Source organism: Ensifer sp. D2-11, assembly GCF_054161295.1.
In genome coordinates this window covers 2,819,879-2,838,448 of the sequence record NZ_CP096433.1, presented here as the reverse complement: position 1 = coordinate 2,838,448, position 18,570 = coordinate 2,819,879, and the positions used below count along the sequence as shown (strand labels likewise).

General features: G+C 63.0%; 18 protein-coding genes. 15 read left to right on the top strand and 3 right to left on the bottom strand.

Annotation, left to right across the window (positions count from 1 at the left end):
- Positions 1-59 precede the first annotated feature (59 nt).
- The 14 genes from trpS to trmB all read left to right on the top strand — a co-directional run bounded on the left by trpS (position 60) and on the right by trmB (position 13,909).
- A complete protein-coding gene (gene trpS, locus M1D34_RS13625) occupies positions 60-1,124 on the top strand; it encodes a tryptophan--tRNA ligase (protein WP_498779461.1) in 1,065 nt (354 codons plus the stop codon).
- Positions 1,125-1,176: 52 nt separating this feature from the next.
- Entirely contained in the window at positions 1,177-1,668 is a 492-nt protein-coding gene (locus M1D34_RS13620; protein WP_003527692.1) for a universal stress protein, read from the top strand.
- 158 nt (positions 1,669-1,826) lie between these two features.
- Entirely contained in the window at positions 1,827-2,393 is a 567-nt protein-coding gene (locus M1D34_RS13615) for a NifU family protein (RefSeq protein ID WP_028011197.1), read from the top strand.
- Between the two features lie 235 nt (positions 2,394-2,628).
- On the top strand, positions 2,629-3,285 hold the full coding sequence (tsaB, locus tag M1D34_RS13610) for a tRNA (adenosine(37)-N6)-threonylcarbamoyltransferase complex dimerization subunit type 1 TsaB (RefSeq protein ID WP_498779458.1): 657 nt from the start codon (positions 2,629-2,631) through the stop codon (positions 3,283-3,285).
- A 53-nt stretch (positions 3,286-3,338) separates the two neighbouring features.
- Positions 3,339-3,842, top strand: a complete 504-nt coding sequence (locus M1D34_RS13605) for a GNAT family N-acetyltransferase (protein WP_003527685.1) — start codon at positions 3,339-3,341, stop codon at positions 3,840-3,842.
- A 119-nt stretch (positions 3,843-3,961) separates the two neighbouring features.
- Positions 3,962-4,840, top strand: coding sequence for a lyso-ornithine lipid O-acyltransferase (olsA, locus tag M1D34_RS13600; RefSeq protein WP_498779456.1), 879 nt, complete (start codon positions 3,962-3,964; stop codon positions 4,838-4,840).
- A 49-nt stretch (positions 4,841-4,889) separates the two neighbouring features.
- Positions 4,890-6,308: a tRNA (N6-isopentenyl adenosine(37)-C2)-methylthiotransferase MiaB gene (gene miaB / locus M1D34_RS13595; protein WP_003527681.1), complete on the top strand. Its 1,419-nt coding sequence runs from the start codon at positions 4,890-4,892 to the stop codon at positions 6,306-6,308.
- 4 nt (positions 6,309-6,312) lie between these two features.
- Positions 6,313-7,368 carry a PhoH family protein gene (locus tag M1D34_RS13590; RefSeq protein WP_003527679.1) on the top strand — a complete coding sequence of 352 codons (1,056 nt, stop codon included), beginning with the start codon at positions 6,313-6,315 and terminating at the stop codon, positions 7,366-7,368.
- 16 nt (positions 7,369-7,384) lie between these two features.
- Positions 7,385-7,891 (top strand): rRNA maturation RNase YbeY, encoded by a 507-nt coding sequence (gene ybeY, locus M1D34_RS13585; RefSeq protein ID WP_010968555.1) that lies wholly within the window; start codon positions 7,385-7,387, stop codon positions 7,889-7,891.
- A gap of 12 nt (positions 7,892-7,903) precedes the next feature.
- Entirely contained in the window at positions 7,904-9,064 is a 1,161-nt protein-coding gene (locus tag M1D34_RS13580) for a hemolysin family protein (RefSeq protein WP_027989504.1), read from the top strand.
- A 153-nt stretch (positions 9,065-9,217) separates the two neighbouring features.
- On the top strand, positions 9,218-10,813 hold the full coding sequence (gene lnt, locus M1D34_RS13575) for an apolipoprotein N-acyltransferase (protein WP_431077477.1): 1,596 nt from the start codon (positions 9,218-9,220) through the stop codon (positions 10,811-10,813).
- Between the two features lie 138 nt (positions 10,814-10,951).
- Entirely contained in the window at positions 10,952-11,371 is a 420-nt protein-coding gene (locus M1D34_RS13570) for a helix-turn-helix domain-containing protein (RefSeq protein ID WP_003527670.1), read from the top strand.
- 336 nt (positions 11,372-11,707) lie between these two features.
- Positions 11,708-12,988 (top strand): methionine adenosyltransferase, encoded by a 1,281-nt coding sequence (gene metK, locus M1D34_RS13565; protein ID WP_003527663.1) that lies wholly within the window; start codon positions 11,708-11,710, stop codon positions 12,986-12,988.
- Between the two features lie 222 nt (positions 12,989-13,210).
- Complete coding sequence (trmB, locus tag M1D34_RS13560) at positions 13,211-13,909, top strand: tRNA (guanine(46)-N(7))-methyltransferase TrmB (RefSeq protein ID WP_498779451.1); 699 nt, start codon at positions 13,211-13,213, stop codon at positions 13,907-13,909.
- A gap of 134 nt (positions 13,910-14,043) precedes the next feature.
- Here the strand turns inward: trmB and M1D34_RS13555 are convergent, their stop codons facing one another.
- Entirely contained in the window at positions 14,044-14,301 is a 258-nt protein-coding gene (locus tag M1D34_RS13555) for a BQ00720 family protein (protein ID WP_003527660.1), read from the bottom strand.
- Positions 14,302-14,349: 48 nt separating this feature from the next.
- Positions 14,350-14,781 (bottom strand): Hsp20 family protein, encoded by a 432-nt coding sequence (locus M1D34_RS13550; protein WP_003527659.1) that lies wholly within the window; start codon positions 14,779-14,781, stop codon positions 14,350-14,352.
- Positions 14,782-14,945: 164 nt separating this feature from the next.
- Between M1D34_RS13550 and M1D34_RS13545 the strand changes: the two genes are divergently transcribed.
- On the top strand, positions 14,946-15,890 hold the full coding sequence (locus M1D34_RS13545; RefSeq protein WP_003527657.1) for a nucleoside hydrolase: 945 nt from the start codon (positions 14,946-14,948) through the stop codon (positions 15,888-15,890).
- Positions 15,891-15,984: 94 nt separating this feature from the next.
- On the opposite strand, the gene M1D34_RS13540 is transcribed toward M1D34_RS13545, so the two are convergent.
- Positions 15,985-18,351: a methyl-accepting chemotaxis protein gene (locus M1D34_RS13540; RefSeq protein ID WP_498779448.1), complete on the bottom strand. Its 2,367-nt coding sequence runs from the start codon at positions 18,349-18,351 to the stop codon at positions 15,985-15,987.
- Positions 18,352-18,570: the final 219 nt, after the last annotated feature.

The window sequence follows — 18,570 nt, the reverse complement described above, 5'->3', positions numbered from 1 at the left end:
CATAAGCGCGGCGGATATCAACTGGAGCCGGGCCCTCCACAAGCCCGATTGGGGACGACATGAACGAATTCAAGCCGCTCGTATTTTCCGGTGTTCAGCCGACCGGCAACCTGCATCTCGGCAATTATCTCGGCGCGATCCGCAAATTTGTCGCCCTTCAGGAAAACAACGATTGCATCTATTGCGTCGTCGACCTGCACTCGATCACGGCGCAGCTCGTGCATGACGACCTGCCGGGCCAGATCCGTTCGATCGCGGCCGCTTTCATCGCCTCGGGCATCGACCCCGAAAAGCACATCGTCTTCAACCAGTCGGCCGTGCCGCAGCATGCCGAGCTCGCCTGGATATTCAATTGCGTCGCCCGCATCGGCTGGATGAACCGGATGACCCAGTTCAAGGACAAGGCCGGCAAGGACCGTGAAAACGCTTCGCTCGGCCTGCTCGCCTATCCGAGCCTGATGGCGGCCGACATCCTCGTTTATCGCGCCACCCACGTGCCGGTCGGCGACGACCAGAAACAGCATCTGGAGCTCACCCGCGACATCGCCCAGAAATTCAACATCGACTTCATGGAGCATATCCGCCGCGGTGGTTACGGCGTCGACATGGTGGTCGGCGAAGAGCCGATCCATGCCTATTTCCCGCCGGTCGAACCCCTGATCGGCGGCCCCGCACCGCGCGTCATGTCGCTGCGCGACGGCACCAAGAAGATGTCGAAATCGGATCCATCCGACCTGTCGCGCATCAATCTGATGGACGATGCCGACACGATCCTGAAGAAGATCCGCAAGGCCAAGACCGATCCGGACGCGCTTCCGAGCGAAGCGGACGGTCTTAAGGATCGGCCGGAGGCCGAAAATCTCGTCGGCATTTACGCGGCGCTCGCCGACAGGTCGAAAGAAGAGGTGCTTGCCGAATTCGGCGGCCAGCAATTCTCGACCTTCAAGCCCGCACTGGCCGACCTTGCCGTCAGCGTACTTTCGCCGATCACGGGCGAGATGCGCCGGTTGATGGGCGATACCGCGCATATCGACGCTATCCTGCGCAAGGGCGGGGAGCGCGCCCGGGAACGCGCCGAGACGACCATGCGCGAGGTCCGCGAAATCATCGGCTTTTTGCAGTAGTTCACGAAAATGAGACCTTGCGGGCGCCGCGCGGCGTTGTAATGTTCAGCGCATGGTTTCAACCCGACTCTCACGAATGGAAGGCCATCGCCGCAAATTCATGGCGGTGATCGATGATACGCCCGAATGCGGCCGCGCGGTGCATTATGCCGGCATGCGCGCGAAGAACTCCAATGGCGGTCTCGTGCTGCTCTACGTGATCGCCGACGGCGACTTCCAGCAATGGCTGGGCGTCGAGGAGATCATGCGTGCCGAAGCGCGGGATGAGGCCGAGGCGACGCTGGCCAAGATCGCGCAGACGGTACGCGAACGGATCGGCATCGAGCCGGAAATCGTCATTCGCGAGGGCATCGCCACGGAACAGATTCACGCCGCCATCGAGGAGGACCGTGACATCGCGATCCTGGTGCTGGCGGCCGGATCGGCGAAGGAAGGCCCGGGCCCGCTCGTTTCGTCCATTGCCGGGAAAGCCGCGGCCTTTCCGATACCTGTCACGGTCATTCCCGACCTGCTGACGGATGAGGAAATCGACGCGTTGACCTGACCTCCACAGAGCCCGCGCGTCATATCGGACGCGCAAAGGTCGTTGTAGCACTTTGAATCACGCTATTACGCCTTGCGGGCTCCGCTTGAGGCTCCTATATTTTGGAACAATTCTAAAAAGGCCGGTCGAGGAGCGCTCCCGGCAGAATGGAGTGAGACATGTTCATCCAGACCGAAGCCACACCGAATCCCGCCACTTTGAAGTTCCTGCCGGGCAAGGTGGTGATGGAGAACGGCACTGCCGAATTCCGGAGCGAAGAAGAGGCCCTTGCAGGATCGCCCCTTGCGGCTCGGCTCTTTTCGATCCCCGGCGTCACCGGTGTCTATTTCGGCTATGACTTCATCACCGTGAGCAAGGAATCGCAGGAGTGGCAGCACCTGAAGCCCGCGATTCTCGGCTCGATCATGGAGCATTTCATGTCGGGGCAGCCGATCATGTCGGGCGCCGGCCGTGCCGAGCAGACGGATGAGGAGGACGAGTTCTTCGACGAGGGCGACGAGGCGATCGTCGCCACGATCAAGGAACTGCTCGAGACGCGGGTTCGGCCCGCCGTTGCCCAGGACGGCGGCGACATCACCTTCCGCGGCTTCAAGGACGGAACGGTGTTCCTGAACATGAAAGGCGCATGCTCCGGCTGCCCCTCCTCGACGGCGACCTTGAGGCACGGCGTGCAGAACCTGCTGCGCCACTTCGTTCCGGAAGTCGAAGCGGTCGAATCCGTCTGATCCGAAGTGGATCGGGGCGCGGGAACCTGCATGCAGGCCCGCGCATCCTTTGCTTACTGTTTGGCTTCATTTTCCTTACATCGTCTTTCCATATTCCTTATCCCGGTGTGGTTTTTGGGATAGAATCGCAAGTGTGATTCCGAAGGGCCGCAGCGACTTGGACATGCGGTAACTGCGGCTGCGCACCCTCGCAGCCGCACCGCTCGCAGGCGCAGGGGAGGAGACCGCGGCTGAAATGCTAGTTCTTGCCATTGATACATCCGGGTCCGGTTGTTTCGCTGCCGTCTACGACGGCGGCGCCGGAGAACTTCTGGCATGCGCGGGCGCGGATATCGGACGTGGCCACGCGGAGCGCCTCATGGAATTCGTGGATGAGGCCTTGAGCGCCTCGGACCGGGAACTCGGCGAAATCGATCGGATTGCCGTGACGATAGGTCCAGGATCGTTCACCGGGATCCGTGTCGGCGTTGCCGCTGCGCGCGGCCTCGCGCTGGCGCTCGGAAAGCCCGCGGTCGGGATCACCACGCTTCAGGTCGTCGCCGAAAGCGCGAGGCTGAACCAGGCTGGCCAGCCGGTGCTCGTCGTCCTCGACGCCAAACGGGACGAGGTTTACCTCCAGGCCTTCGATGCTTCGGGACGGCCGCAGGGGGAGGCGGAAATCCTGCCCGCCGAGGAAGCGCGCCGGCGCTTTTCCGTTTTCGCCGGCATCGCCTGCGGCTCCGGTGCCCTTGCCGTCACCGGCGCGGCGGGCGGCAAGCCGGACGAGATCGATATGGCGGCCCTCGCCCGGCTGGGGGCTGCGGCCGATCCGGTTTCAGCGCGTCCTAAGCCGCTTTATCTGCGCGGACCGGACGCCAAGCCCCAGGCCGGATTCGCCGTGACCCGCGCCTGACCGGAAGACGCCATTCGCCCGTATATTCTCCAGAACGTCCAAGAAACGCCCCGATGAGCCTTACCGACTACTTCACCCGCCGCACCGAATTCGACATTTTCGCGCTTGAAGAGGCCGATCTCGGCGCCGCGGCCGCGCTGCATCGCCAGCGCTTTGCCGCCGCCTGGAGCGACGGCGAAATCCATGGGCTCCTGAGTCAGGAGACGGTATTCGGATTCGTCGCGCGCCAGACCAATGCCAACGGCATGTTCCGGCCGGCCTTCGGCGGCTTCGTCCTGTCGCGGGCGGTCGCGGGCGAAGCCGAGATACTGACGATCGGGGTCGACGCCCGCTACGCGCGCTCCGGTCTCGGCTGGCGCCTCATGCAGGCGGCCATGCGGGAGGCCGCCGTCAAAGGGGCCGAGGCACTGTTCCTGGAAGTCGACGAGACGAACCAGGCCGCAATCGGCCTCTACGGAAAGCTCGGCTTCCGCAAGGTCGGCGAGCGCAAGGCCTATTATCAGGCGCGGCCCGGCGAGCGCAGCGCGGCGCTTGTCATGCGGCTCGATCTTCGCTAGAGCGGGATGAGGAAAGTGTGGGCGGTTTTCCGCCCGCATCCCGCGTCTCAACCTATTGGAATAGATCACGTTCACTGTTTCACGCAAACGGTGAAGCGCAGTTTGGAAGGTGCCTGCGGATGATCAATTGGGTGCGGGTCGCTCTTTGCGGCATGCTGCTCGTCATGGTCTCGCTGGTGCTGATGCCGGTCCAGATCCTTTGCCTCTGGCTCGATCTGAAACCGCGGCGCTGGCTGCCGCGTCACTGGCATCGCGTCGCCTGTCTGCTGCTCGGCCTGCGCGTCCGCGTCCATGGCGAGCTCGACCGCCGGCGTCCCTTGCTCCTGAGCGCCAATCACGTCTCCTGGAAGGATATCCTGGTGCTTTCCTCGGTGGCGGACGTCGTTTTCGTTGCCAAGTCGGACGTCAAGAGCTGGCCGATATTCGGGCTTCTCGCCCGCCTTCAGGCATCGGTTTTCGTGGAACGCGAGCAGAAGCGCACCACCGGTCACCAGGTCAATGACATCGGGCGGCGGCTCGCCGATGGGGAAATCGTCGTGCTCTTCCCGGAAGGAACGACCTCCGACGGCAACCGGCTGCTCGACATCAAGACCTCGCTGTTCGGCGCGGCCGCTTCGGCGGTCCCGCAGTCGCCGACCGGCGTGGTCCACGTCCAGCCGCTGGCGATTTCCTACACCGGCATCCACGGCATGCCGATGGGGCGCTATCATCGGCCGATCGCCGCATGGCCGGGGGACATCGGCCTGGTGCCGCACCTTCTCGGGGTGCTCAGAGAGGGAGCCCTGGAGGTCGATGTCGATTTCGGCGAGGCGGTGGACTATGACCGGCACGCGAACCGCAAGGAAGTAAGCCGCCTCATCGGACAGCGGATCCGCAAAATGCTGTCGGATCGGCTGCGAGGGCGCTCCCGATCCGCCGCGAAGGGCGAGCCGGCCCCCGCGTGCTCTGCAGCGCCGGACATCCCGTCAGACGCGCAAGGGTCGCGGCTCGCGCCGTGACGGCCCGAAAATGCTTCAACTTTGGGGCGCTATGCACTAAAGAACCCGCATGACCCAGGAAACCGCTCTTCTGTCGACGTCGCCCGAGGCGGGCGACCTGAACGTTCCGGCGCGCAAGGTCTTCGTCAAGACCTATGGCTGTCAGATGAACGTCTATGACTCCGACCGCATGTCGGATGCGCTCTCGCGCGACGGCTATGTTGCGACCGATGTCCTGGAAGACGCCGATTTTGTCCTGCTCAACACCTGTCATATCCGCGAAAAGGCTGCAGAGAAGGTCTATTCCGAGCTCGGTCGCCTGCGCGAACTGAAAAAGGCCAAGGCGCGCGAGGGCCGCGAGATGCTGATCGGCGTCGCCGGCTGCGTGGCCCAGGCGGAGGGCGACGAGATTCTCCGCCGCGTCCCGGCGGTCGATCTCGTCATAGGTCCTCAGACCTATCATCGCCTTCCCGACGCGCTGAAGCGGGCTCGCGCCGGCCAGCGTATCGTGGAAACGGAATATGCCATCGAGGACAAGTTCGTCCATCTGCCGGCGCCCGATAAAGCCAAGACACGTGCGCGGGGCGTCACGGCTTTCCTGACCGTCCAGGAAGGCTGCGACAAGTTCTGCACTTTCTGCGTGGTACCCTACACGCGCGGCTCGGAAGTCTCGCGCCCGGTGGCACAGATCGTGGCGGAGGCGGAGAAGCTCGTCGAAGGCGGCGTGCGCGAAATCACCCTGCTCGGACAGAATGTCAACGCCTGGCACGGCGAGGGTCCGCATGGGCGCGAATGGAGCCTTGGCGACCTCCTGCGACGCCTCGGCGAAATCGACGGCCTTGCGCGCCTGCGCTATACCACCAGCCATCCGCGCGACATGGACGACAGCCTCATAGAGGCGCACCGGTCGATGGCGAAGCTGATGCCCTATCTGCACCTGCCGGTCCAGTCGGGCTCCGACCGTATCCTGAAGGCGATGAACCGGCGCCACACGGCAGCCGAATATCTGGCGCTCGTCGAGCGCATTCGTGCGGCGCAGCCCGACCTTGCGCTTTCGGGCGATTTCATCGTCGGCTTCCCCGGCGAGACCGATCAGGACTTCGAGGATACCCTTCGCCTTGTGGAAGAAGTGAACTATGCACAGGCTTTCTCGTTTAAGTATTCGACGCGTCCCGGCACGCCGGGCGCCGAGCTCAAGGAACAGGTTCCCGAGGACGTGAAGGCCAAGCGCTTGGAAATATTGCAGGCTTTGCTCGTAAAGCAGCAGCGCGGTTTCGCCGAGGCCTGTGTGGGTCGGGAGATCGACCTGCTCCTGGAGAAGCCGGGCCGCATGCCGGGGCAGCTCGTCGGCCGGTCGCCGTGGCTGCAGCCCGTGAATGTTGATGCAAAAGCATCGCAAATCGGTGACATTATCAGAGTGCGAATCACCAAGGCCGGGCCGAACAGCCTGTTTGCCGAGATGATCGGGGAATCGGACGCGAGGAGCTGACCGCTTGAACGGACACGAACTGATTTCTTCCTCATCTCGCCAGTCGAAGACATCCGCGACGGACGCCAATCACTTCGTGCTCACCTTCGAGAACAACCGCTTCGCGAGCGAGCTCTTCGGTCAGTTCGACCAGAATCTGAAATTGCTGGAAGAGCGATTGCGCATCGAGGCCCGGCCTCGGGGCAACTCGGTCGCCATCTCCGGTGACGTCGTCGCAACCAATCAGGCGCGCCGTGCCCTCGACTATCTCTACGGAAGGCTGCAGAGTGGCGCTTCGATCGATACATCCGATGTCGAAGGTGCGATCCGCATGGCGGTCGCCGCCGACGATCAGCTACAGTTGCCGACGATGGAGCGCAAAGCCAAATTGACAATGGCGCAGATTTCGACGCGCAAGAAGACAATCGCTGCGCGCACGCCGATGCAGGATTCCTATATCCGCGCCATGGAGCGGGCCGAACTCGTCTTCGGCGTCGGTCCTGCCGGCACGGGCAAGACCTATCTCGCCGTCGCCCATGCCGCCCAGCTCCTGGAGCGTGGCGCTGTCGACCGGATCATCCTCTCGCGTCCGGCTGTCGAAGCGGGCGAGCGTCTCGGCTTCCTGCCGGGCGACATGAAGGAGAAGGTCGATCCCTATCTGCGTCCGCTCTATGACGCGCTGTACGACATGATGCCGGGCGACAAGGTCGAGCGGGCAATCACCGCCGGCGTCATCGAGATCGCGCCGCTCGCCTTCATGCGCGGGCGAACGCTTGCCAACGCCGCCGTGATCCTCGACGAGGCGCAGAACACGACGTCGATGCAGATGAAGATGTTCCTGACCCGTCTCGGCGAGAACGGCCGGATGATCGTCACGGGCGATCCGAGTCAGGTCGACCTGCCGCGCGGCGTGAAGTCCGGGCTGGTGGAGGCGCTGCAGATACTCAAGGGCGTGGAGGGCGTCTCGGTGATCCGCTTCAAGGACGCCGACGTCGTCCGTCATCCTCTGGTGGCGCGGATCGTCAGGGCCTATGACAGCCAGACGGCGGTTCACGACGAGAGCGAGCAGAGCGATCGCTGAGGCGGCCGCGTTTATCATGACGGCATTGGACATTCAGATCAGCGTCGAGGCGGGAGACTGGCCGCCCGAAGACGAGCTTCAGTCCTTTTGCGAGCGTGTTCTCGAGGCTGCGGCCGATTTTCTCGCGCGTGAGGAGAACCAGCCGCTGCCGGCACAGGCGGCGGAACTGTCGCTGGTCTTCACCGACGACCAGTCGATCAGGGCGATCAACGCGGAGTGGCGAGGCCAGGACAAGGCGACGAATGTTCTGTCCTTTCCCGCCTTTCCGGTGACGCCGGGCAGGATGCCCGGGCCTATGCTCGGCGACATCGTGGTCGCCCATGAGACGCTCAGGCGGGAGGCGGCGGAGCTCGAAAAGCCCTTCGACGCGCATTTGACGCATCTTCTCGTGCATGGATTCCTGCATCTTTTCGGGTATGATCATATCGAAGACGACGAAGCGGAGAGAATGGAGGGGTTGGAGACTCGCATTTTGGCGCGTCTTGGCCTATCTGATCCCTACGGGGACCAACCCCCGCATTAACAGTTTGGAACGATGAGCGACTTCAAGACACAGCCGGCCGCTGTCGCGACCGAGGAGGCGGAAGCCTCCGGCGACACCGAGGCCGGTAGTAGTACCGCCGCCCGATTCGAGGGCAGCAAATCCACATCATCATTTTGGAGCCGTGCCGCGCGTCTGTTACGCGGTGTGAGCCCGTCGAGCCTGCGCGAGGATCTTGCCGACGCGCTCATGACGGACGCTGACGGCAATGCGGCTTTCTCGCCCGAAGAGCGGGCGATGCTCAACAACATCCTCCGCTTCCGCGAGGTTCGGGTCGAGGACGTGATGGTTCCGCGAGCCGACATCGAAGCGGTAGACCAGAATATCACCATCGGCGAGCTCATGGTGCTCTTCGAGGAGTCGGGACGCTCGCGCATGCCGGTCTACAGCGAGGGGCTCGACGACCCTCGCGGCATGGTGCACATCCGTGACCTTCTTGCCTATGTGACCAAGCAGGCGCGCAACCGCCGCCGCAACGGCAAAGCCCAGGCGACTACGACCAATGGCGACAAGCCCGAAAGGGCGCCCCGGCAGCAGAAGGCAGGCTTCGATCTTTCCCGCGTCGATCTCGACAAGACGGTGGAGGAGGCGGGGATCGTCCGGCAGCTCCTGTTCGTGCCGCCGTCGATGCTCGCCTCGGATCTCATGCAGCGCATGCAGGCCGCGCGCATCCAGATGGCACTCGTCATCGATGAATACGGCGGAACGGACGGTCTCGTATCGCTCGAAGACATCGTCGAGATGGTGGTCGGCGACATCGAGGACGAGCATGACGACGAGGAAGTGATGTTCGCGCGCAGCTCGGACGACGTCTTCATCGCCGACGCCCGGGTGGAGCTCGAGGAGATCGCCGAGGCGGTCGGGCCGGACTTCGACGTACGCGAGCAACTCGAGGATGTCGACACGCTGGGCGGACTCGTCTTCGCATCGCTCGGCCGGATTCCTGTCCGCGGCGAAGTGGTGCAGGCGATTCCCGGTTTCGAATTCCAGATTCTCGATGCCGATCCGCGTCGCGTCAAACGCGTCAGGATCATGCGCAAGCGTCCGCCGTCACGCCGCCGCCTGCCGAAGGTCGAGAAGGAGCCGTTGCCCGATGCGTTTACCACGCCCGGCGCCACAGGGGCGGGTGCCCAGCCCCCGTCCTCGTTCGAATAGGGCCGGCTCGGCGTAGCCAGGAGACGGGACAAGCAGCCACTTTTTTGGAAGACTGCCGCCGATTGATTCGGTCGTGCTGCGTGTGTCCTTGAATCCTCGAGGACAGGGTCCCGCGCAAGGTCTCCCCCACGTCCGGCGCCGACTGGAGGTTCAATGGAAAGACTGGCAGGCAGAATCATACTTCTCTCGGGGGTTTCCCGGACATTCGTCGGCTTTCTCGCCGGCCTCCTGGCGGTGCTTGCCCAGCCGCCTTTCGGCATTTTCGCGGCGGCTTTCGTCTCCTTTCCCGTCCTCGTCTGGCTGATCGACGGGGTGGCGCCCGATCCCGGCGACGGCCTGCTGCGGCGGCTGATGCCGCCCGCTGCGATCGGCTGGTCCTTCGGTTTCGGTTATTTCCTGGGTGGTCTCTGGTGGCTGGGTAATGCGCTTCTGGTCGAGGCGGACGCGTTCGCCTGGGCGCTGCCGCTCACCGTCGTCGGCCTCCCGGCCGTTCTCGGGCTCTTTTACGCGCTGGCGGTCGTCATTGCCCGCAGCCTCTGGTCGGATGGCTGGGGCCGGATCGCCGCCCTTGCGCTCGGCTTCGGCATCGCCGAATGGCTGCGCGGTTTTCTCTTTACCGGCTTCCCTTGGAATGCCATCGGCTATGCGGCCATGCCGATGCCGTTGATGATGCAGTCGGCCAGCGTCGTCAATCTTTCGACGATCAACATGCTGGCCGTATTCGTCTTCGCCGCGCCGGCTCTGATCTGGACGGGCAAGGGCGCGCGCGCCGGTCTCGCCATCGCCGCAGCGCTCTTCACGGCGCATGTCGCTTTCGGCTTTTACCGGCTCGCCCAGCCGGCACCGGCGCCGCTCCAGCCGGAGATGACCGTCCGCGTTGTCCAACCGGTGATCGACCAGGCCAAGAAGCTCGACGACCGCGAGCGTGCGTCGATCTTCGAGGACCATCTCTCGCTGACGGCCGCCCCGGTCCAGGATGGCGCCAAACGGCCGGACATCGTCGTCTGGCCGGAAACGTCGATCCCTTTCATCCTCACCGACAATCCCGACGCCCTGGCGCGGATCGCCGATGTTCTCCAGGACGGGCAAGTTCTCGTCGCCGGTGCCGTCAGGGTCGAGGATGCCGGTGCCGGACTGCCGCCGCGCTATTACAATTCGGTTTATGTCATCGACGATCGAGGGCAGATCGTCGGTGCGGCGGACAAGGTGCATCTGGTGCCTTTCGGTGAATACCTCCCGTTCGAGGATCTGCTGACCTCGTGGGGCCTGAGTTCCGTCGCGGCTTCGATGCCGGGCGGCTTCTCGGCGGCCAGCACCCGCCCGGTGCTGACCTTGCCGGGCGGCCGAAGGATCTATCCGATGATCTGTTACGAGGCGATCTTCGCCGACGAGGTGGACGGCAATGCCCGTCTCGCAGACGCGCTCCTCAACATCACCAATGACGCCTGGTTCGGCGACACCCCCGGGCCACGCCAGCATTTCCATCAGGCGCAGCTTCGCGCGGTCGAGGCCGGAACTCCGATGATCCGTGCGGCGAATACTGGTATTTCAGCAGTTGTTGATGCACGTGGTGTTTTAGTGGTAGTATTGGGCTACAATTACAGGGGGGTTATAGACACAATTCTGCCGGGAAAACTGCCTACGCTCACAAATATCGCAACGCGCAGCCAGATTTTTTGGCTGACGACGGGGATTCTATTTATGGTTGCAGCAATATCGCGCTTAGGTTTTAATATTAGGAAGAATTGACGTAAAACCCCTAAAATTGCATAGTGGATTTCGCCATCAACCTTTGCCTGCCGCCGAAGCGTGACAGGGTTGCCGCAGCGCAGGTTTTTGCAATGCGGGGTTGCTGGTAACGAAAACAGGGTGTTTAGGAAGGCGAATATGATCGAGAACAAGAAGAAACCGAACCCGATCGACATTCATGTCGGTAGCAGGATTCGCCTTCGTCGGACGATGCTTGGCATGAGCCAGGAGAAGCTCGGCGAGAGTCTGGGGATTACCTTCCAGCAGATCCAGAAGTACGAAAAAGGCACGAACCGCGTCGGCGCGAGCCGGCTGCAGAACATTTCGCAGATACTCAACGTGCCGGTGTCGTTCTTCTTCGAGGATGCTCCGGGCGATGGCGGCGGCACCGGGCCGGGGATGGCCGAGGCGTCGAGCTCCAACTACGTCGTCGATTTCCTGTCTTCCTCGGAAGGGCTGCAGCTCAACCGTGCCTTCGTGAAGATTTCCGACCCGAAGGTTCGGCGCAAGCTGGTAGACCTCGTGAAAGCACTGGCCGCCGAGGCGGAGAGCGAATAGGCGGCAAGTCGTCCGGCACGAAAGAAGCGGCATCAAGCCGCTTTTTTCGTCTATTGGGTACTGCGCGAGCTCCAACCCTACCGATAAACGACGAAGACGGCAGCGCTTCGACGCTGCATGCGACAAGAGGCGGGTCGCTCCGGATGGGATTCCGGGCTGAGCGCGTCACGGCTCCCGCCCGAGCGCGAAGATTTTCCACAAAGCGCGCATTTTCCGGAAAGCGGAACGTCGCTGCGATGCCGATATAAAGATATATTTATGTCGTTGTGTGCTTGTTTTTCACCGGCAAAACCACTAAACGTTTGGACCGCTTCTTTCATTGAGGGGACTTCCCGCATGCGCGCAAACTACCTGTTCACAAGTGAATCCGTAGCCGAAGGTCATCCGGACAAAGTGTGTGACCGTATCTCCGACGAAATCGTGGATCTGGTCTACCGCGAAGCCGCAAAGACCGGCGTCGATCCGTGGACTGTGCGCATCGCCTGTGAAACGCTGGCGACGACCAATCGTGTGGTCATCGCCGGAGAGGTCCGGCTGCCGCCGAGCCTTCTCAAGAAAGACAAGAACGGCAACGACGTCATCAACCCCTCGAAGTTCAAGTCGGCGGCCCGCAAGGCGATCCGCGACATAGGCTATGAGCAGGACGGCTTCCATTGGAAGACTGCGAAGATCGACGTTCTTCTGCACTTCCAGTCCGCGCACATCGCGCAGGGCGTGGACAATGCCGCCGACAAGCAGGGCGAAGAAGGCGCGGGCGACCAGGGCATCATGTTCGGCTATGCCTGCCGGGAGACCGCCGAGCTCATGCCGGCGCCGATCTACTATTCGCACCGCATCCTCAATCTGCTCGCTGCGGCCCGCAAGAAGGGCGAAGGCGAAGTCGCCAAGCTCGGTCCGGACGCCAAGAGCCAGGTGACCGTGCGGTACGTCGACGGCAAGCCGGCCGAGGCCACCTCGATCGTTCTTTCCACCCAGCACCTCGACGAGAGCTGGGATTCCACCAAGGTTCGCTCCGTGGTCGAACCCTATATCCGTGAGGCGCTCGGGGACCTGAAGATCGCCGACGACTGCACCTGGTACATCAATCCTACCGGCAAGTTCGTCATCGGCGGACCGGACGGCGATGCGGGCCTTACCGGCCGCAAGATCATCGTCGACACCTATGGCGGCGCAGCTCCGCATGGCGGCGGTGCCTTCTCCGGCAAGGACACGACCAAGGTCGACCGCTCGGCCGCCTATGCGGCCCGCTACCTTGCCAAGAACGTCGTAGCGGCGGGCCTTGCCGAGCGTTGCACCATCCAGCTTTCCTACGCGATCGGCGTAGCCCAGCCGCTGTCGATCTATGTCGATCTGCACGGCACGGGAAAAGTCTCGGAAGATCAGGTGGAGAGCGCCATCCGCAAGACGATGGACCTGTCGCCGACCGGCATCCGCCGCCATCTGGACCTCAACCGGCCGATCTATGCCAAGACCTCTGCCTACGGCCATTTCGGCCGCAAGGCGGGCCGCGACGGTTCCTTCTCCTGGGAAAAGCTCGACCTGGTCAAGCCTCTGAAAGAAGCGATCGACAGCGACTCGTCGTCCGTCAACGGAAGAGCGGCGAGCCGCGCGGCCTAAGCCGTCCCGGCGGGGCAGCTTCAAAAGAAGCCGCATATTGAAGATATCGCAGCGGCCTGTTATCAGCCGTGGCAACAATCAGGCGGGCGCTCCGGAGAGGAGCGTCCGCCTCGTTCATTGTGATTTCGGGCTCGGCTCGATCCGAAATCATGGATGCGGAACCGGATGCGGAAAACGGTGTGCGCCTCCACCCGCAGCCTGCTTCATCTATGGGAAAACGACATGACCGAAACGCGCGGTGCCAGGGCAACGGAAGCTTTCTTCGGCCGCCGCAAGGGCAAGCCCTTGCGGGAGCGCCAGGCGGCGCATCTCGAACACCTGCTGCCTCTTTTGAAGCTCGATCTCGAAGAGCCGGCTCCGGCCGATCTGACGGCGCTTTTCCCCGAGCCCGTCGAAAGAATCCGCCTGGAGATCGGCTTCGGCGGCGGAGAGCACCTGATCCAGCGTGCCGCGGAAGACCCGGCGACCGGCTTCATCGGGGTGGAACCCTTCGTCAATTCGATGGCGAAGCTGCTCGGGCAGATCGAGGCGAAGGCGATCAGGAACATCCGCCTCTACGACGACGACGCGACGCAGGTGCTGGATTGGCTGCCGGCGGCATCCGTCGACCAGATCGACCTGCTTTATCCCGATCCATGGCCGAAGCGAAAGCACTGGAAGCGGCGTTTCGTCTCCCAGATCAACCTCGACCGCTTCGCCCGCATCCTGAAGCCGGGCGGCCTCTTCTGCTTTGCCTCTGATATCGACAGCTACATCAACTGGACGCTCATCCACTGCCGCGACCACGCGGCTTTCGAATGGACGGCGGAAAGAGCGGCCGACTGGCTGACGCCTTTTGCCGGATGGCCGAGCACGCGCTACGAAGCCAAGGCCCGCCGGGAGGGGCGCAGTTCGGCTTATCTGACGTTTCGACGGGCTTAAAAATCCCCCCTCTCGCAGGTGGAGAGGGGACTTGAACGGTCCGCCGCGAGTCTCCTTCGCCCGGTTCACGGGGAGAAGGTGGCCGGCAGGCCGGATGAGGGGCCAATTCAGTTCCGATGGCTTGCGTCAACCGCTCAATGCAAACTGACCGTGCGAAGGTCGTCTTCGGCCGCCTTGAAGAAGGTGCTGGAGCGGTTGTCGGTCAGCAGGATAGGCGTTCCATCGGCGCCGAACAGGGCCCATAGATCGATCCCAGGTCCCATCTCGGGCGCTTCCGGAAAGCAACGGGAGACCTCCTCAGAACGCATCTTGCGGATATAGCCGACCTCGCCTGCGCCAAGATGCGCAAGGTCGTTCTTCGACAGCGATGTGTTGATGGCTTTCAGTCCCATGGTCATGCTCCGTGGTCGCCGACGCAGGAAAAAATCTCGCCGGTTATCCTATTCTGGGACCGAAATATTAATTTTCTTTACCATACGGGCGGGCTCGGGGCGCACCAGGTCCACCGCAAGGAGGCCGTTGCGCAATTCCGCGCCGAGAACCTGCATTCCATCGGCCAGCACGAAGGTCCGCTGGAACTGCCGGGCGGCGATCCCCCGATGCAGATATTCCCTTTCGCCGGTTTCGATCTGACGGCCACGGATGACGAGCTGGTTTTCCTCGGTCGTCACGTCGAGGTCTTCCTCCGAGAAGCCCGCGACAGCGAGCGTTATCCGCAGGCGTTCCGGCGCGCCGGCGGCAGAATCGCCGCGAATTCGCTCTATATTGTAGGGAGGATAGCCGTCATTGCCCTTCGCGATGCGCTCAAGGGTCTTTTCCATGCTGTCGAAACCCACCAGAAGCGGGCTCGTAAAAGGCGTTATTCTGCTCATTATCCAAGCCCTTGCAGCTCAAGCGACCATGTGTCGGACCTGCCAAGCAGCATCCTGCCTGCAATATGGTGGCTGTGTGCAATGAGTGCAAGCGGCTTGCCTCGGCAGGCCGCGCAAATCATAGTCTCTGACCTGAGAGCGACGGTCCTGCAGGGAGATGAAAAGTGTCAAGCGCAAGAAAAATCATCATCGACACGGATCCGGGCCAGGACGACGCGGCGGCAATCATGCTGGCCCTCGGAAGCCCGGAGGAAATCGAGGTCCTCGGCATCACCGCGGTTGCCGGCAATGTCCCGCTGACACTGACGGCCCGCAACGCGCGCATCGTTTGCGAGCTCTGCAACAGGACCGACGTCAAGATCTTCGCAGGTGCCGAGCGGCCGGTCGCACGCCCACTCGTCACGGCCGAGCACGTGCACGGGAAGACGGGGCTCGATGGCCCTGCGCTCGACGAGCCGACGATGCCGCTTCAAGAGCAGCACGCCGTCGACTTCATCGTCGAAACGCTGCGCGCGGAGGCGCCGGGTGCCGTGACGCTTTGTACGCTCGGACCGCTGACGAATATCGCGCTGGCCCTGACAAAGGCTCCGGAAATCGCACCATCGGTACGCGAGCTCGTGATGATGGGCGGCGGCTTCTTCGAGGGCGGCAACATAACGCCTGCGGCGGAATTCAACATCTATGTCGATCCGGAGGCAGCCGAGATCGTCTTCCGCTCCGGCATCCCGATCGTCATGATGCCCCTCGACGTCACCCATCGCGTTCTGACACGGAAGACTCGCGTGGAGAAAATCCGTGCGATCGGCAGTCCGGCGGCAGTGGCCCTTGCTGAGATGCTGGAATTCTTCGAGCGTTTCGACATCGAGAAATACGGCACAGACGGCGGGCCGCTGCACGATCCGACCGTCATCGCCTATATCTTGCGGCCGGAGCTCTTCACAGGGCGGGACTGCAACGTCGAGATCGAAACGGCGTCTCCGCTCACCACGGGTATGACCGTGGTCGACTGGTGGCAGGTCACCGGCCGTGCGCACAACGCCAAGGTCATGCGGCACATCGACGACGAGGGCTTCTTCGAGCTTTTGGCCGAGCGCCTTGCGCGGATCTGAGAGACCCCCCGCATCTCACTGACACCCCTCCCCACCCTCCCCCTTGTGAGGAGAGGTTTGGGGAGGGGCAATGTCTGGAGCAGAACGTTTCAGGTCAAAATTCTTCCCAATTGTCCTGCGCGAGCGCATTGGCGCCGGATGTCTTGGCAAGCACTCTTTGAGTCGAATTGGAGTAGGCGGCACTGCGCGGCGCCTGTGCCGGACGATTTTCCGCGGGAGCAGCCGCACGCATCCGCTCGGCCGTACCGTGCAGCATTTCGGCCGAGGCTTGGGCCTGGGCAGCCTGCGGGGCGATCTGGAAACGGGCGACCAGCGCGCTGAGGGCGCGGGCCTCGTCGTTCAGCGCCATGCTGGCGGCAGTCGTCTCTTCCACCATGGCGGCGTTCTGCTGTGTCACCTGGTCCATCTGATTGACGGCGGAATTGATCTCCTTGAGGCCGACCGCCTGTTCCGAGGCGGAGCTGGAGATCTGGCGGATGAGCCCGTTGATCTGCACCACCTGCTCGGCGATCTTCTCGAGCGCGCCGCCGGCCTTGCCGACGAGGTCGACGCCCTCGCGAACCTGGCCCGCCGATGTATTGATCAGCGTCTTGATTTCCTTTGCGGCATTGGCGGAGCGCTGCGCGAGTTCGCGGACTTCCTGTGCGACGACCGCGAAGCCCTTGCCGGCGTCGCCGGCGCGGGCGGCCTCGACTCCGGCATTGAGTGCCAGAAGGTTGGTCTGAAAGGCGATTTCATCGATGACGCCGATGATCCGGCTGACTTCATGCGACGACTGCTCGATACCCTGCATGGCGGCGATCGCCTTCTGCACCACCTCGCCGGACTGTTCCGCGTCGCTGCTTGCGACCTCGACGGACTTCGCGGCGACCTTGGCGTTTTCGGCGCTGGCGTTCACCTGCGAGGTCAGTTCGTCAAGGGCGGCCGCGGTCTCCTCGAGGCTTGCTGCCTGCTGTTCGGTCCGATGCGACAGGTCGTTGGCGGCGCCCGAGATCTCGCTGGTGCCACTGCCGATATTGACGACGGAGTGGTTGACGGTGCGGATCGTCTCTTCGAGGCTCTCCATCGTCGCGTTGAAATCGCGCTTCAGCTGCGCGTATTCGCCGGGGAAGTCGCCGGTAAGGCGGAAGGCGAGGTCGCCGGCGGAGAGATGCGACAGGGCCTTGCCAAGGCGTGCGACGATGTCGCGCTGCAGCGCGCTGGCCTCGGTGCGTTCGTTTTCCGAACGTCCGCGTTCCAGTTCGGCCTGTTCTCTCTCGTGGCGGGCCTCGCTTTCGAGCCGCCTGTTGTCGGCAAGCTGGTGACGGAAGCCCTCGAGCGACCTGGCGACGGCGCCTGTCTCGTCGGAGCGTTCCTGACCGGAAATCGGCCGGGTATATTCTCCGTTGCTGAGCGTCTCGACGTCGCCCACGAGGCCGGCAAGCGGCTTCTGGACGAAGCGGCGAACGGCGAAATAGAGGCCGGCGAGCACCGCGCCGAGGACCACCAGGCCGCCGACGATCATCATATAGGTCTGATCGCGGACCGGCGCATTGATGGCTGAGCGCGGAACATCGACCAGCACCAGCCACTGCGCGTTCACGTCGGGCAGGCTGAAAGGATAGACGACCCGGTCGAAAGGTTCGTTGCCGTCGTAAGTCAGGTTCTCGATCATGCGGGGCGTGCCGGTGGAAAGGGCATCCTTCACCAATTCGGCGCCCTCGCCGTCATATTCCTTCATCAGCAGCTCGGGGATAGGTGCGGCGAGCCACTTGCCGCTCTGCGAAAGAAGGTAGACCCGGCCGGAGCCGAAAGGCTTGACCGCCGAGAGACGGTCGGCGAGTGCGGCGAGCGAGATATCGACACCCGAGACTCCGATCATCCTGCCGTTCGACATGACGGGGTAGGCGATCGACGTCATCGTGGTCGGGACGTCGGTGCCCTCGGCGAGATATGGCTGGGTGATGGCGCCCTTGCCGCTCTTCGCGGCGAGGCCGTACCACTCGGCCGCATAATCGGCCTTGAAGGTCGAGAGCTGGATATTTCCGTTGCGGTCCTTGGACCAATAGGGCGTGAACGCACCGTCGGCATTGCCGCCAAGTTCCGTGTTGTCGATGACGTCCTTCCCGTCATAGGCCTTGGGCTCTTCGGCGAACCAGCTGCCGAAGGCAAAGCCATGCTGCTCCAGATTGGCCTTCAGGAGATTGATGGCGCCTGCGCGGTCGGTGGACTGCCCGGCATGGCCGCGCCCCAGAACGCCCGACATGGTCCGCGCGGCGGCGGCAAGTTCGCCGACGCTTCCCGCGATGTCGGACGCGATCGCCCGCGCTTCCGTCTTCGCGCCGTCGAAGACCAGCGTTTCCACACGGTCCTGCGTCTGGGAGATAAGCACGTAATTCGACGCGAGCAGCACGAGGGCGATCGTGCCTCCCGTCACCGCGATCAACTTTGTCGCCAGCGATTTGGCTTGGAACTTGAACATGAAATCCTCACGCACTGAGAGGTCCGCAGGTGTTGAACCCGCGGCGCGACATATTCGGAACTGTGGGTGAAGCTCCCTCATGGAGCGCCAGATGCCGACCGGCATGGAGGAGCGGCCGAACCGGAGTTCGCCTTCTCGCTGACCTGATTAGACGATCAAAGATTAAAATACGGCCAACGCCGAAGCTGATTCCGGTTCAGGCGGCAGGATTTGCGCGTC

What these genes read in the sequence shown, in the direction of transcription:
- trpS (WP_498779461.1), top strand. Translation starts at nt 60, where the DNA reads ATGAACGAATTCAAGCCGCTCGTATTTTCCGGTGTTCAGCCGACCGGC.
- M1D34_RS13620 (WP_003527692.1), top strand. Translation starts at nt 1,177, where the DNA reads ATGGTTTCAACCCGACTCTCACGAATGGAAGGCCATCGCCGCAAATTC.
- M1D34_RS13615 (WP_028011197.1), top strand. Translation starts at nt 1,827, where the DNA reads ATGTTCATCCAGACCGAAGCCACACCGAATCCCGCCACTTTGAAGTTC.
- tsaB (WP_498779458.1), top strand. Translation starts at nt 2,629, where the DNA reads ATGCTAGTTCTTGCCATTGATACATCCGGGTCCGGTTGTTTCGCTGCC.
- M1D34_RS13605 (WP_003527685.1), top strand. Translation starts at nt 3,339, where the DNA reads ATGAGCCTTACCGACTACTTCACCCGCCGCACCGAATTCGACATTTTC.
- olsA (WP_498779456.1), top strand. Translation starts at nt 3,962, where the DNA reads ATGATCAATTGGGTGCGGGTCGCTCTTTGCGGCATGCTGCTCGTCATG.
- miaB (WP_003527681.1), top strand. Translation starts at nt 4,890, where the DNA reads ATGACCCAGGAAACCGCTCTTCTGTCGACGTCGCCCGAGGCGGGCGAC.
- ybeY (WP_010968555.1), top strand. Translation starts at nt 7,385, where the DNA reads ATGACGGCATTGGACATTCAGATCAGCGTCGAGGCGGGAGACTGGCCG.
- M1D34_RS13580 (WP_027989504.1), top strand. Translation starts at nt 7,904, where the DNA reads ATGAGCGACTTCAAGACACAGCCGGCCGCTGTCGCGACCGAGGAGGCG.
- lnt (WP_431077477.1), top strand. Translation starts at nt 9,218, where the DNA reads ATGGAAAGACTGGCAGGCAGAATCATACTTCTCTCGGGGGTTTCCCGG.
- M1D34_RS13570 (WP_003527670.1), top strand. Translation starts at nt 10,952, where the DNA reads ATGATCGAGAACAAGAAGAAACCGAACCCGATCGACATTCATGTCGGT.
- metK (WP_003527663.1), top strand. Translation starts at nt 11,708, where the DNA reads ATGCGCGCAAACTACCTGTTCACAAGTGAATCCGTAGCCGAAGGTCAT.
- trmB (WP_498779451.1), top strand. Translation starts at nt 13,211, where the DNA reads ATGACCGAAACGCGCGGTGCCAGGGCAACGGAAGCTTTCTTCGGCCGC.
- M1D34_RS13555 (WP_003527660.1), bottom strand. Translation starts at nt 14,301, where the DNA reads ATGGGACTGAAAGCCATCAACACATCGCTGTCGAAGAACGACCTTGCG.
- M1D34_RS13550 (WP_003527659.1), bottom strand. Translation starts at nt 14,781, where the DNA reads ATGAGCAGAATAACGCCTTTTACGAGCCCGCTTCTGGTGGGTTTCGAC.
- M1D34_RS13540 (WP_498779448.1), bottom strand. Translation starts at nt 18,351, where the DNA reads ATGTTCAAGTTCCAAGCCAAATCGCTGGCGACAAAGTTGATCGCGGTG.